The sequence below is a fragment of the Crystallibacter degradans genome, assembly GCF_012952295.1.
GTDB lineage: Bacteria > Actinomycetota > Actinomycetes > Actinomycetales > Micrococcaceae > Crystallibacter > Crystallibacter degradans.
The window spans coordinates 37,318-50,891 of record NZ_JABBCH010000014.1; the positions used below are offsets into that span (position 1 = coordinate 37,318).

Here is a 13,574-nt window from a genome sequence, read left to right on the forward strand (position 1 = left end):
ACCTGTTTATTGTCAACAATCCTCTTATCGCGTAGCGTGGAGGCGTGACTAATCGTGATTCCAGCTCCCGTCCCCGCGTTGTCATTCTCGCTGCGGAGGGCCAGCCCAGCCCCTACAATCTCGACGAGATCAAGGCGCGTGCCGACGTCGTTATCACCGATGCCGCCGGTCTAGCGGAGGCCGCCCGCGGGGCCGACGTATTGTTCCTCTGGGACTTTTTCTCCTCGGCGCTGGGTGAGGCGTGGCCGAATGCGGACGCGCTGAAGTGGGTGCACGTGGCGGCGGCCGGGGTGGACGCCATGATGTTCGACGAGCTGCGGGCCTCCGAGGTGCTGGTCACCAACGCCCACGGCACGTTCGACAGGCCCATTGCCGAGTTCGCGCTGGCCTCCATCCTCGCCCACGACAAGCAGCTGCACCTGAGCAAGCGCCTGCAGCAACAGTCCGTCTGGCAGCATCGCGAGCTCACCCCGACCGGCGGTTCGTGTGCGCTGGTAGTGGGCACCGGCGGGATCGGTCGCGCCACCGCCCAGCTGCTGCGCGCCGTCGGGCTCGAGGTTCGCGGCGTCGGCCGGACCGCAAGGGATAACGACGGCGACTTCGGCACCGTGGTGCCCAGCGCGGACCTGGCCGAGCATGTCGGCTGGGCGGACCACGTGGTGCTGATCGCGCCGCTGACCGAGCAGACCCGCCACATGATGAACGCCGAAGTCCTGGCGGCCATGAAGCCCAGCGCGCATCTGGTCAACGTCGGCCGTGGCGCGCTGGTGGACGAGGCTGCACTGGTCGAGGCGTTGCGCCACGGACAGATCGCTGCCGCATCGCTGGATGTCTTCGAGGAAGAGCCGCTGCCGGCAGAGCACCCGTTCTGGGAGATGGAAAACGTACACATCTCGGCGCACATGTGCGGGGACGTGATCGGCTGGCGCGAGGCCCTGGCCGACCAGTTCCTGCAGAACCTGGCCCGCTGGACCGCCGGAGACCCCCTGGCCAACCTGGTGGACAAGGATCGCGGCTACGTCAGCTCGGGCCACTGACATTGGCATGCCGGTGCGGACGGCGGGTATGTTCCTGCCGTCCGCACCGGTTACCGTGACCGAGTTGTCTGCAGGCCTCAGCGAAGCCGGCCGTTGTCATCGCCGTCGGTCTCGATCTGCTCCTTGCGGACTTCCTCGCTGACCGTTTCCTGATCCGTGACCGTCTCCTTGTCGAGGCGGACCCGCTCCACGGGCACGGTTTCCTTTTCGACCACGGGACGTTCCTCGCGCAGGACTACCTCGTGCTCTTCTTCGCTGAGGTCCGGCCCGTCCAGAGCATCGCCGGCGTTCGCGTCCGTGATGGGCTCGCGCTCCACCCGGACTTCTTCCCTGCTGACCGGCACGGTTTGCGTCACGTTCTCGGTGACGATGTACTTGCGCAGCCGCGCACGTCCGGTCTCACGGCTTTCGGTGCCGACGTGGAGCTGCTCTTCGGAACGAGTCATGGCGTCGTCGGTGGTCGGACCCGACGTGTCATGCCCGACCGCGCCGCGCGAGCCCGCTGCGTCGTCGTAATCTCCTGTTCCCACAGGCCGCGTGCCGGCATCGGTTCCGGTAGTGCCGGTATGGCTATCGGTGCCCACGCCCGTGCCCACGCCCGCGGTGCCGGTGGTGCCGGTGTAGGCGCCGTTTGCCCCGAGGCCGTAGTGCTCGAAGAGGCGGTCCTCATCCGTTTCACTCAGATGCCCGTCCGGATCTACGCGCGGGGCGTCCTTGACCTGGTCCTTGGTGTATGGGACACGGATGTCGTCGCCGTCCACTGTGGCTTCGGCCAGGGGGACGAAGGACTCCGATGTGCCGAACAGTCCCGTTTTCACAGTCGCCCAGCTCGGATCTTCGGTCCTGTCATCCAGGTACAGCTGCCCGATGGAACCGATCTTGTTCCCCGCGGAATCAAGCACGTTGGATCCGTTGCCGGCCAGTCGGTCAATGTTTTCTTTGGTGATCATGTCATTCCTTTGTTTCCGCCGGGCGCAGCTGTCCTGAGCCCGGATCTATGGGCGGTTTGTTGGGAGATGCCTGCTTAGAACCCGGTTGGACGGCTGGCGTCCGCGGTGGTCGCGGAGCCTGAATGGGTGTCCTTGACGTTGGACTTGGCGTCCTGGGCACGCTCCTTAACATCCGAGGCGGCGCCCGCGCTCTCTTCCTTCACCCGGCCGGCAGCATCCTGCGCCGAGCTCTTGACCGACTCCATGGCTTCCTGGGCCGGGCCTTTCATGTCCTGGGCTACCTGCTTGGCAGCATCGGTGAGCTCGGTTTTCAACGGTTCCGCCTTTTCCTTCAGGGCAGTTGCTGCTTGCTGCTCCTTCTGGCTGGCGGGTATCAGGGAGGAGATCAGCATGCCGGCACCGAAGGCGATGAGCCCGGCTGCCATGGGGTTGCCCCGAGTCTTTTCGGCGAGCTGATGCGGAGCGTTCTGGACCGTTTCGCCGGCATGCTGGGCAGTATGGGAAACAGATTCTCCGGCCTGGTGCATCCCGGATTTTGCCGAGCCGGTGGTGTTGTCGGCCGCGCCCATGATGCTGGTTTTGACCTGGTTCATCTTGTCCCGGACTTTCTGGCCTTGCCGGTGCGCGATGCTGGAAGGGGTGACCTTCTCCGCCAGCGCATCGACGTCGGAACCTAGTTCTGCACGGGTCCGTTCAATATCTTCGCGGATTTCTTCCGGTGACTGGCTCATGGGGTCTCCTCACCTGGTTTCAACGTCGGGGGAATTTCCTTGATGGTTTCAGCGGTCTGCGGCATGCCGCGGACGGTCTTCATTTCCTTCTTGCCCTTGGCTGCGAGAACGGCGGCAATAATCGCCCAGATCACCGCAACGATCACGGCCGACCATGCCATGCCGATCCAGAGGGTCAGGGCAAGCATCAACGCGATGGAGAGGAAGACCAGGACAAAGTGTCCGGCCACGCCCGCACCGGCGAGCATGCCTGCGCCCTTGCCTGCCTTGGTTCCTGATTCCTTAAGTTCGGCTTTGGCCAGCTCGACTTCCTGGCGCATGAGCGTTGAAACATCGCGGCTGACTTCGCTCAGGATGTCGCCCAAGGACGAGTTCTGTGCCCTCACCTCCGCTTCGGTCGGTGGAATCTCGTAGGCGTGGGAGCCAGTTGAGTTCGGTTGTGTCATTAGAGCGCACGCCTCCGTTCAGGATCGGTGCTTACCGGCGGAGTCCCGGGAGGAAGGGTGGGCTCCGTCGCCCAGGGGTCGCTGAAAGGATCTCCCGTAACCTGTGACGAAGTGCCGGTGGTGCCGACAGTGGGCTCGGCCGCCGGTGGGGCGGGCGTGATCCTTGGGCTCGCTGCGGGGTTCCCTGCTTGCGGACTGGACTGCGGGTCCGGATGTGCCCCGCTGATGCCACGGGTCAGCCGGCCTGCCAACAGGCCTGCCCCAGCGGCAATCGCCAGAAAGGCGCCGGGCCGCTTGCGGGCAAAACCTGTGACTTCCTGAAGCAGCGACCCCGGGTCGCGCGCTTCGAACCAGCCCGCCACGTCGCCGGTCCTCCGGGCCGCCTGGTCAACCAGATTGGACGCAGCACCGGAATTCTCCGATGCCTGCGACATCGAGCGGAGCTCTTCGCTCAGCGACCGCAGTCCTTCGGCGACCCTCTGCTGCTGGGTGCCGGCCTGGTCCTTCAGGTTTGAACCCAGTTCGCTGACCAGGTTCTTGGCATGGGTGCCGGCCTCCTGGGCCACGGCCTTGGTCTCTTCAACCGCGGTGCCCGCAACCTGTTTACCGGCGCTGGCCCCCTCTTTGGCGACGTTCTTCGCTTCGTCTTTGGCCGCCGTCGTTGTGGATGAGCTGCCGGTTGACGTGTAGCCAGTGGCGGTTTGGCTGTTCTGAATCGTGAGATTCTCCGTGCCGGGCGCCGCCGGTTCCTGCCAGTTCTGCGTTGTCATAGTTGTTACTCCAATGCTTGATGAACTAGTTGCCGTCAGTCCCGCTGAGGACTCATGCCGTGCCAGTCCTCCTGCTTACGGTGTAAGTTCATGCTAAGCATGCTTAGTAAAGGGGTGCAATGACGTCCCCGCAATTGGCGCTCAGGTTTTTTGCGGAAGGGCCGGTAAACAACGACGGCGGGAGTGCCTGCCGGGTTGGGTAACCCGGCAAGCGCTCCCGCCAACCTGTGGTGATTCTCCTGCTGTCAGACGGTTCCGGAGCGCCAGACAAACTCGGGGACGGTGCCGTTGATCTTCCAGTCGCCGACCACGCGGGACTTATAGACCACGGGGTTGTGCGAGGAGATGACCCGCGCGTTTCGCCAGTGGCGGTCCAGTTGCAGTTCGGACTTTGTGGCGGATGCGCCCAAGGCATCAAACAACGACGACGACGCGCGCTGCGCGGGGTCGGTCACTACGATCTGGGCCTGGGACGAGCCGAACTCCACCTGCAGGACGGCTTCCTCAAACGAAGGACTCTCTGCGCCCTGGGCTGCGGGGCGGAGGTCGAAGGCATCGTGCAGCAGTTCGGCCACCCGCAGTGTGGCTGCCTCTGCCGCGAAGGCCTGAGCCGAAATCTCGCCCACTAGTACTTCGTGCCGTTGACCCGGAAGTTTTCGCCGTCCGGCTCGATGGTGGTGCCCACGCCGCCCACCGCCACAGGGCCGGTTTCGGTCCAAGCGTTGCCCAGGATCTGGCCCTCGCCCACCCGACGCAACCGCTCGGCGTCGTTCGTGTAGAGCCGCCCCTCCACAAAGGCGATGTGCGAGCGCAGGGCCTGGGCGAGGTTGGATTCCGCGGCGGCCAGCTCGATCAGCAGCCGGAAGAACTGCACCGCGGTGGCCCCGTCGCCGCCAAACTCATGCGGCACCCGGACCGCGCCGAAGCCGGCCGCCGGTCGTCTGGATGGAGCTCATACGGTGATCTCCTCACGGCGGAACGCGCCGCGGTAGGCGGCGCCGGGATGGGTGGCTGGCAGCAGCGGGCCGTTGCCCGGAAACAGCCGTTCGCGCAGCGTGCGTTCGGACTCGGAGTACGCGGTGCGGTAGCGGCCGCGCTTTTGCAGTTCGGGGACCAGGAGTTCGACGACGTCGGTGAACGTTCCGGGGGAGAGGAACTGGACAATGTTGAAGCCGTCCACGTCCGTGGCGTCCACGATCTCCTCGATCCGGTCCGCCACCTGCTCGGGCGTGCCGGCGATGAAGAACTCGTCGTTGCGTGGGTCGGAGAGCGTGTCGATCAGCTCGTGCGCGCGCTTGCGGCCCGCGCCGGTGGCGAACTCGGCTTCCATGGACTGGGCATGGTCGCGGCCCACGTACTGCAGGTACTCGTCCGTCTCCAGCGAGGCAACGTCGATCCCGGAGGAGCCGCCGAAGTGCACCAGGTGGCCTTCGACGTCGCGCAGCCGCACCACCTCTTCGACCTTGCGCGCCACCTCGGCCTCGGTCTCGCCGAGCACGATGTTCAGCGAGGCCAGCGCCTTGACCGCGTCGCGTCCGCGTCCGGCGGCCTCGGCCCGTTCGCGCAGGTCCCGCACGTCCGCGGCCACGCGCTGCACGGTCCGCGAGCTGACGAAGACGGCTTCGGCATGCCGGGCGGCGAAGTCCTTGCCGCGCTCGGAGGATCCGGCCTGGTAGATCACCGGCGTGCGCTGCAGCGAAGGTTCGGACAGGTGCGGCCCGTCCACCGTGAAGAACCGGCCGGCATGGCCGATCTCGTGCACGCCGTCCGTCTCGGTGTAAACCCGCCGCTCCCGGTCGCGGACCACGGCGCCGTCGTCCCACGAACCCTCCCACAGCTTGTAGGAGACATCGAGGTATTCCTCCGCGATGTCGTACCGGTCATCGTGCTTGATGTGCGCGGGCAGGCCGAAGTTGCGCGCGGCATCCGGGAGGTAGCCGGTGACCACGTTCCACGCCACCCTGCCCTTGGTCAGGTGGTCCAGCGTGCTCAGCCGCCGCGCGTTGCCGAACGGCGGCTCGTAGGTGGTGGAGAACGTGACGGCGAAACCGAGGTTCCGGGTCACGGCCGCCATCGCCGGAACCAGGAGGTACGGATCATTGTTGGGCACCTGCAGACCGCGTTCGACGGCGGGCCCGCGGCTGCCGCGGTACACGTCATAGGTGCCGACCACGTCGGCCAGGAAGATGGCGTCGAACAGGCCGCGTTCCAACAACTGCGCGGTTTCCGTCCAGTACTCGATGTCCGTGTATTCGTGCCGGCGGTTGTCCGGATGCACCCACAGCCCGTGGTTGATATGGCTGACGGTGTTCATCTCGAACCCGTTGAAGTGGATCTCTTTGCTCATGATGCCTCCTTAACGGCGAGTTTGCGCGCGGGCAGTTCCGGCACGGCGGCCAGCAGCTGCCTGGTGTAGTCGGTCTGCGGGTTGGTGAAAATGTCCGCGGCGGTGCCGGCTTCGACTACTTTGCCGTCCTTCATGACCAGGACATCGTCGCTGACATGGTGGATCACGCCGAGGTCATGGCTGATGAACAGATAGCTCAGCCCGAGCTGTGACTGCAGGTCCGCCAGCAGATCCAGCACCTGCGCCTGGATGGAAACGTCCAGGGCGGAGACCGGCTCGTCCAGCAGCAGCACGCGCGGCTGGAGCGCGAGCGCCCGGGCGATGGCCACGCGCTGGCGCTGCCCGCCGGACAGCGTGAGCGGGCGCCGGTTGAATAACGACGGCGGCAGCCCCACCTGGTCGAGCAGCGTCACCGCCCGCTCGGTGCGGTCGCCGGCCGTGCCGATGGAGCCGGCCTCCAGCGCGTCGGTAATGACCCGGCCGACGCTGAAGCGGGGGTCGAAGGAGCTCAGCGGGTCCTGGTTCACCAGCTGGATGTCCGGGCGGTGCCGGCGTCGTTGCTCCTCGGAGACCTGGTCCGTCCCGGTGCCGGACCAGGCGAACCCGCCGAGGGTCACGCTGCCGGCGTCCGGCTGGGTCAACCCCAGGGCGATGCGCGCGGTGGTGGACTTGCCGGAGCCGGATTCTCCCACGATGCCCAAGGTTTTGCCGCGCTCTAGCGTGAAGGACACCCCCTCCACGACGGTACGGCGGGTTCCGCCGGGGCCTGGGTAGGACTTGACCAGGTCGCGGGCCACGATGGCCGGCGCCGTTTCGGAGAACTCCGTGGTCCGGCCGGGACCGCCGGAAAGGGAGGCAACGGAGACGGGAGTGCCGGCGGAGAGCCTGCGGCCCTTGGCCGTGCCGGAGGGGATGGCGTCGATCAACGCCTGCGTGTATTCGTGCCGTGGGTTGGACAGCACTTCGGACGCGCGGCCGGACTCGACGATCCGCCCGCCCTGCATCACCGCGATCTCGTCCGCCAGATGCGAGACCACGGCCAGGTCATGCGAGATGAAAACCAGCCCGCGGCCCTGTTCCTTCAGCCCCGCCAGCAGCTCCAGGATCTGCGCCTGGACCGTGGCATCCAGCGCGGTGGTCGGCTCGTCGGCGATCACCAGCTGCGGATTCAGCACGGTGGCCTGCGCGATCAGCGCCCGCTGGCGCAGACCGCCGGAGAGCTCGCCGGATCGCTGCTTGGCGCGAACTTCCGGATCCGGGATACCCGCATCGCGCAACGCCTGGTGCACCCGCTCCAGGCGCGCGGCCTTGCCCCGGACTCCGTGGGCCCGCAGCGCCTCGTCGATCTCCTGGCCTACGGTTCGCAGCGGATCGAGCGAGACCAGTGCGTCCTGCAGCACGTAGCCGATGTCCTTGCCGCGCAGCCCGCGCCACTGCCGCTCGGACAGTTTCAGCGCGTTCCGGCCCAGCACGTCCAGCCGTCCCGCGGTGACCTTGGCGTTCGCCGCGTTCAGGCCCACCAGCGTCCGGGCGGTGACCGTCTTGCCGGAGCCGGATTCGCCCACCAGGGCCAGTGCTTTGCCCGGTGCCAGCGCCAGCGAGACGTCCTTGACCACGTCCACCGTGCCCCGCGGCGTAGCGAACGAGACGTTCAGGCCTTCAATATTGAGCAGCGAGTTGGCTTCGCCTGCGGAACCGGCGGGCACTGCGGAAGCCAAGCCCCCGCCGTCGTTGTTTGGGCGGTAATCAGTCATGTCTATACCTCTGCTTCGAGCCGCTGCTGCAGGTGACGCCCCACCACGGTGGTGGTCAGCGCGGCGAGGGTGATGAAGATGCCGGGGAAAGCGGCGATCCACCAGGCGATCTGGATGTAGTTGCGTCCGTCCGCCAGCATCGCGCCCCACTCGGCCGCCGGCGGCTGCGCGCCCAGGCCGAGGAAGCTCAGCGAGGAAGCCCAGACGATCGCCTGGCCCACGCCCAGGGTGGCGAGCACAAAGAGCGGCCGGATCACGTTCGGAACGATGGTGTGCCACAGGATGTGCCGGCGGGAGCGGCCGAGCGAGCGCGCGGTCTCCACGTAGGGCGCGGCGATGACCTGCAGCGTCTGCGTGCGGAGCATACGGGCGTAGCCCGGGGCCGTGCCGACGCCGACTGCGATCGCGGCGGTGACCACGCCGGTGCCCGAAACCGCGATGACAATCAGCGCCAGGAGCAGTCCGGGGAAGGCGAAGAGGATCTCCACGAAGCGGCAGATCGCCGAGTCCAGCCACTTGCCGGAGACCCCGGCGGTGATGCCGAGCAGCCCGCCGAGCACTAGTCCGATGGCGGTGGCGGCCAGCCCCAGCAGCAGCGACTGTCCGGTGCCGGCGATGACGCGGGAGAAGACATCGCGCCCGTTCTGGTCGGTGCCGAACAGATGCTCTGCATTTGGCGCGGTGAAGGCGCCGGCCGGGTCGATGATGTAGGGATCCTTGACCGTCAACAGCGAAGGAACGACGGCGGCCAGCACCAGGAAGGCCAGGACCGCGGCAGCGATCCACACGCCGATCGGGGTGCCGCGGAGGCCGCGCAGCGTGCTGGTGATGCGGGTCCGGCGGCGTCCGCCGTCCGGCTGGGTGCCGGGCTGGTCGCCGCCGGGTAGCGGCGTCCGGGTGGTAGTGGGTTCAAGTGCCACGCTCATGCGCCGGCCCCCTTGTCATTGGTGCGGGGATCGATCACGCGGTACAGCACGTCGACCACCAGGTTCACGAGGATGTAGACCGTGGCGATGATGAACACCACAGCCAGGGTGATGGGCAGGTCCCGGTTGATGATGGCGTCCACCAGGGAGCGGCCCAGGCCCGGGCGGGCGAAGATGATCTCCGCGACCACGGCCGAGCTGACCAGCGAGCCGACCGCCCAGGCGGAGAGCGTCAGCCCCGGCAGGATGGCGTGCCGCAGGGCATGGCCCACGCGGACGGCCAGATCGGACAGGCCGCGGGCCCGTGCGGAGAGCACAAACGGCTGGGCCAGCGCTTCCTCGAATGAAGATCGGGTGACCTGGGCGATGAAGCCGGCCAGCGGAATGCCCAGCGCCAGGGCCGGGAGCACCAGGGACTTGAAGCCGTCGTCGCCGGCCACCGGGAACCAGCCCAGGATGACGGCGAAGACCACGGCCAGCATGATGCCCACCCAGAACGGCGGCAGCGCGGCGAAGAAAACCTCGATGCCGCGGCCGACGCCGTCCAGCACCCGGCCGCGTCCCACGGTCAGCAGGGTGAACGCCAGCGCGATGGCCCAGGCGAAGACCAGCGCCAGGCCGGCCAGCTGGAACGTCGGCAAGATCTGCGGGCCGAGGATGTCCAGCACCGGAACCTTGAACACGTACGAGGTGCCGAAGTTGCCGGTGGCCAGCCCTGCCAGATAGTTGACGTACTGGATGAGGACCGGCTGGTCCAGCCCGTACTGCGCCTCGACCGCGGCCACGGTTTCGGCGGACGGGGCGGCGCTGTGTCCGCCCAGGATGGTGGTGACTGGATCGCCGGGAACCAGCCGCAGGACGAAGAACGTCAGCGTCACCGCGGCCCAGAGGACAAACAGGCTGCCGGCTGCACGCCTGAGGATCACCTGCCCCGTGGAGCCGGCGGTCGCCGTCGTTCGTGGAATTTCCGTATGCGAAGTGCGGGCTTGCGTTGCCGTGCTCATGATGCGTTCACCGCCGTGACGTCGTAGATATAGGGGAGGGACAGGCTCGGTTCCAGCGTCAGGTTGGCGAACCGGTCCTGGCGCAGGGCCAGCTGGCTGGTCTGGTTGTAGAGCGGAAGCTGGAGGGCGTTCTCGCTGACAATCTGCTGGGCCCGGTAGTACAGGCCAGCGCGGATGTCCGGATCATCGGTGGCCAGGGCCTCGTTGACGATCCGGTCGAACTCCTTATTGCTGAAGCCGGAGCCGTTGGGGACGAAGCCCGCGGACTTCATGTACTCGGTGGAGAAGACGATCCGCAGCACGTCCGCCGTGTTGGTGTTCCAGTAGCCGGCACGCAGGTCGTAGTCGAAGTTGTTGTACTTTTCCGACGACGACGCGAAGTCCTGGTTCTCGATCCGCACGTCGAAGCCGCGCTGTTTGGCGCTGGCCTGGATCTGCGTGACCAGCGCCGCGTGCGCCGTGGGCCAGGCCGCCGGGGTGTAGGGCAGGACCACGGTCAACCGCTTGCCATCCTTGGTCCGGTAACCCTGCTCGTCCCGCCCTGTCCAGCCGGCCTCGTCCAGCAGCCGGTCCGCTTCTGCGGGGTCCGGGAGGTACGCGTTCTCGAAGTCGGGCGAGTAGAAGCCGGTGGTGCTGGCCAGCGGTCCGCCGGCCTTGGTCACCGTTCCGAAGTAGACACTGTTGATGCCGGCTTCCACATACACACTGTGCAGGAAGGCCTTGCGCACCTTGATGTCGTCGAACGGGGCGCGCGTGGTGTTGAGCATCAGGTTGGTCGGGTTGCCCGGCCGGTCCTGTAGCACCAGCTGCACCTTCTTGTCCGCCTCCGCCTCGGCGAAGTGCACCGAAGGCATCAGGTCCAGCGCGTCCACCTGGCCTGCGCGCAGCAGTCCGTACCGGGTGGAATCCTCCGGCACGATCAGCCATTCCAGGTTCTTGATGTGCGCCGGGCCCTCATGCTGGGCGAACGGCGGGGCCGAGTTGTAGTCCTCGTTGCGCACCAGCGAGACCTTGGACTGCGGAATGTAGTCCACAATCTTGTACGGGCCGGTGCCCACCGGCGAGATGCAGTTCTCCGCCTGCGGCCGCTTGAGCGCGGTGGGGGACTCGATGCCGAGGAACGGCTGGGCCAGCACTTCCAGGAAGGCCGCGTACGGCCGGTTCAGGGTGACCCGGGCCGTGGTTTCGTTGATGACCTCGGTGCTTTCGTAGGGCTTGAGATAGCCTCCCGCGGTGCCGGACTGCGTGTCCGGATCCACCATGTGGTCCAGGTTCGCCTTGACCGCCTCCGCCGTGAACTTGGTGCCGTCGGTGAAGTAGACGTCGTCGCGGACGGTGAAGGTATAGGTCAGCCCGTCCTCGGAGACTTCCCAGGCCTCGGCGAGCCACGGATGGATCTTGCCGTCCTTGTCCTGCGAGACCAGCGAATCAAGGTAGTTGGCCGCGAGCGACGCCTGCGGCATGTCGCCGTTGACGTGGGGATCCAGGCAAGAGATGTCCTTGCCAGTGGCGAAAACAAAGGTGTCGGCCTCATCGGGCTGGGCGCTCGCGGCGCCGCCGCAACCGGTAAGGGCCAGGACAACGACGGCGGCAAGGGCCGTGGGTGCCCAGGGGGCTTGGCGTAATGTCATGTTCTCGGGTTCTTCCGTCCGGCCCGTTAAACGGCTCGCCGGAGGCACCCGAACATTCGGGGACTGCACTCACCGGCTAGTGTTCAACGAAGCTTGCGTCGCCTCGTGGCAGTTACCGTCCTTTGGGGACGTACCGAGGAATCTACCGGCGCGTCCGAGGGCAGGAAATATTTCTGAACCGCAGTGACTTTGTGCGTCAGGAGCATGACTTCACATGACCTCGCATGACGGAACAGGCAGGAAATCGGCAGCCGGACAGGTTGGGGAATCAGGCCAGAGTGACCACAAAGTCTGCCCGCTCGCGGGTGGCACGGATCAGCCCGGCGTTCGGCTCGTCGACCTCGCGCACCCAGGCCTCGGCGGCTGCCGGGGATTTGCCGAAGGCGATGTGCCGCTCAACCAGTTGCCGGATGCGCAGCCGGTCGTCCTGCTCGACGTACCAGACCTCCGTGCACTGGTTACGGACTTGCCGCCAGCCCGGTTCATCAAGCAGAAGGTAGTTACCTTCGGTGAGCACCGTGTGAGCCGTAGGAAAGACCGGAACCATGCCGGCCAGCGGCTGCTCAATGGTCCGCTCGAAACCGGGAGCATAGACCGTGTTCTGCCGGTCGCGCCGAAGCCGCCGGAGCAGCTCGGCATAGCCATGCACGTCGAAGGTTGCCGGCGCGCCCTTGCGGTGCAGCAGCCCAAGCCGTTCCAATTCGACGTCGGCGAGGTGGAAGCCGTCCATTGGGACATGGGCGAACTGCTGATGCTCGGGATCGGGAGTGCCTGCGTTCAGCAAGTCCAGCAGGTTTTCCGTGAGGGTGCTCTTCCCGGCGCCCGGTTCCCCGACGATGCCGATGATGGTCCGCCCGGGTGGGGCAGCCGCAGCCTCGGCAATCATCGAATGGCTGGTGTTAGCGGTCGCCGGAGCCGCAGCGGCAAGCCGCTCGATCCGGTCGGCCAGTTCATGCAACCTCATTCCGCAGCCTCGGGCTCCACCTTGGGCTCCCGGTCCTGGCGCTTCACCGCGTACCCCATATAGGAGAGGGACGTTCGCCTCACCTGCCCGAAATGCAGCCTGCGGCTGAGCTCACCGTACGAGATGCGGCCCCGCCAGGCCTGGACGAAACTATGCAGCATGGCCAGCGGGTTCGCGCGCGGGGCCAGACCGGACAGGCCGGCCGGCTGCAGTCCGTTACCTATTAATAGGGATGCCAGTTCGCTTGGCTTGATGAACTTCTCCCAGACGTGGAGCTCCGTGTCGATGATCCGGGTGAGCGGCCACTCCTGCATGAGCTTGATGGCCAGGATCTTGCTCGTAGCCGTCCGGTTGATCGTGTCGAACAAGTACAGGCCTCCCGGTTTCATCACCCGGGCGGTCTCCGCCAGCACCAGCGGCAGATCGGCGACGTGCTCGAGCACATCGCAGCAGTAAACGACGTCGAACGTCCCATCCTCCACCGGCAGCTGTTCGCCGGCACCCACTTGGTAGCGGATCCGAAGCCCGCTCATTTCAGCATGCGCCCTGGCCGCTTCGATCGCGACGGCGGACGGATCCACACCGACGACGTCGAACCCCAGCCGGGCAAATTCCTCGGCCAGCAGGCCGGCACCGCAGCCCACATCGAGCGCTTTCAGTCCTGCCCCGATCGCACGGGCAACGGCAGACCCGTTGGGCAGGGAGCCGGTCTTGGCCACCCTTCCGACATCCTTGCCAAGTTCGCGCTGCAGGACTTCGCGGAAGTAGGTCATCCGTGCGGAAGTGAGGCTGCCGTGCAGCAGATTGAGCGGATTGGCTTCATCCCACCAGGAACCGCCGAACCGGTTGTAGACGTCGTTATCGATCGGCCCGCTGCTCCCCGTCATAGCAGGAGCATAGCCGCCGCGAGGAAAGGGCAGGCAGCAAAAGGAAAGAAAGGAGGACCAGCAGCGTTGCGGCGATGGTGCCACGGGAACTGGCGGCTACCGGGACGTGGTGCTTGTGCCGCTGGCG

Annotated in this window: 14 protein-coding genes; 1 reads left to right on the top strand and 13 read right to left on the bottom strand. The window is 66.4% G+C overall.

Translation table 11 applies throughout. The features are described 5' to 3' along the window. Positions 1 to 44 precede the first annotated feature (44 nt). Positions 45 to 1,037, top strand: coding sequence for a D-2-hydroxyacid dehydrogenase (locus HGO92_RS18095; protein WP_346769011.1), 993 nt, complete (start codon positions 45 to 47; stop codon positions 1,035 to 1,037). Between the two features lie 77 nt (positions 1,038 to 1,114). Here the strand turns inward: HGO92_RS18095 and HGO92_RS18100 are convergent, their stop codons facing one another. The 13 genes from HGO92_RS18100 to ubiG form a co-directional block, all read right to left on the bottom strand. Beyond that, the gene (locus HGO92_RS18100) at positions 1,115 to 1,987 is read right to left on the bottom strand and encodes a DUF2382 domain-containing protein (protein ID WP_169997304.1); all 873 of its coding nucleotides are present in this window, start codon (positions 1,985 to 1,987) and stop codon (positions 1,115 to 1,117) included. Between the two features lie 74 nt (positions 1,988 to 2,061). Beyond that, positions 2,062 to 2,718, bottom strand: coding sequence for a DUF3618 domain-containing protein (locus HGO92_RS18105; protein WP_169997306.1), 657 nt, complete (start codon positions 2,716 to 2,718; stop codon positions 2,062 to 2,064). Continuing rightward, positions 2,715 to 3,164, bottom strand: coding sequence for a phage holin family protein (locus HGO92_RS18110; RefSeq protein ID WP_169997308.1), 450 nt, complete (start codon positions 3,162 to 3,164; stop codon positions 2,715 to 2,717). The genes HGO92_RS18105 and HGO92_RS18110 overlap by 4 nt, the downstream gene beginning before the upstream one ends. Next, on the bottom strand, positions 3,164 to 3,934 hold the full coding sequence (locus HGO92_RS18115) for a methyl-accepting chemotaxis protein (RefSeq protein ID WP_169997310.1): 771 nt from the start codon (positions 3,932 to 3,934) through the stop codon (positions 3,164 to 3,166). Before HGO92_RS18115 ends, HGO92_RS18110 begins: the two co-directional genes overlap by 1 nt. A gap of 245 nt (positions 3,935 to 4,179) precedes the next feature. Further along, entirely contained in the window at positions 4,180 to 4,560 is a 381-nt protein-coding gene (locus HGO92_RS18120; protein WP_169997311.1) for an acyl-CoA dehydrogenase family protein, read from the bottom strand. Continuing rightward, a complete protein-coding gene (locus HGO92_RS18125; RefSeq protein ID WP_169997313.1) occupies positions 4,560 to 4,844 on the bottom strand; it encodes an acyl-CoA dehydrogenase family protein in 285 nt (94 codons plus the stop codon). Before HGO92_RS18125 ends, HGO92_RS18120 begins: the two co-directional genes overlap by 1 nt. A 42-nt stretch (positions 4,845 to 4,886) precedes the next feature. Next, positions 4,887 to 6,281 (bottom strand): LLM class flavin-dependent oxidoreductase, encoded by a 1,395-nt coding sequence (locus HGO92_RS18130; protein ID WP_169997315.1) that lies wholly within the window; start codon positions 6,279 to 6,281, stop codon positions 4,887 to 4,889. Further along, positions 6,278 to 8,035, bottom strand: a complete 1,758-nt coding sequence (locus tag HGO92_RS18135; protein WP_169997317.1) for a dipeptide ABC transporter ATP-binding protein — start codon at positions 8,033 to 8,035, stop codon at positions 6,278 to 6,280. Before HGO92_RS18135 ends, HGO92_RS18130 begins: the two co-directional genes overlap by 4 nt. A gap of 2 nt (positions 8,036 to 8,037) precedes the next feature. Continuing rightward, a complete protein-coding gene (locus tag HGO92_RS18140) occupies positions 8,038 to 8,961 on the bottom strand; it encodes an ABC transporter permease (RefSeq protein WP_169997319.1) in 924 nt (307 codons plus the stop codon). Beyond that, positions 8,958 to 9,965, bottom strand: a complete 1,008-nt coding sequence (locus tag HGO92_RS18145; protein WP_240974742.1) for an ABC transporter permease — start codon at positions 9,963 to 9,965, stop codon at positions 8,958 to 8,960. Before HGO92_RS18145 ends, HGO92_RS18140 begins: the two co-directional genes overlap by 4 nt. Next, positions 9,962 to 11,596, bottom strand: a complete 1,635-nt coding sequence (locus HGO92_RS18150) for an ABC transporter substrate-binding protein (protein WP_169997321.1) — start codon at positions 11,594 to 11,596, stop codon at positions 9,962 to 9,964. Before HGO92_RS18150 ends, HGO92_RS18145 begins: the two co-directional genes overlap by 4 nt. A gap of 268 nt (positions 11,597 to 11,864) precedes the next feature. Continuing rightward, positions 11,865 to 12,560, bottom strand: coding sequence for a nucleoside/nucleotide kinase family protein (locus HGO92_RS18155; RefSeq protein ID WP_169997323.1), 696 nt, complete (start codon positions 12,558 to 12,560; stop codon positions 11,865 to 11,867). Continuing rightward, complete coding sequence (gene ubiG, locus HGO92_RS18160) at positions 12,557 to 13,447, bottom strand: bifunctional 2-polyprenyl-6-hydroxyphenol methylase/3-demethylubiquinol 3-O-methyltransferase UbiG (protein ID WP_169997325.1); 891 nt, start codon at positions 13,445 to 13,447, stop codon at positions 12,557 to 12,559. The genes HGO92_RS18155 and ubiG overlap by 4 nt, the downstream gene beginning before the upstream one ends. Between the last annotated feature and the right edge of the window lie 127 nt (positions 13,448 to 13,574).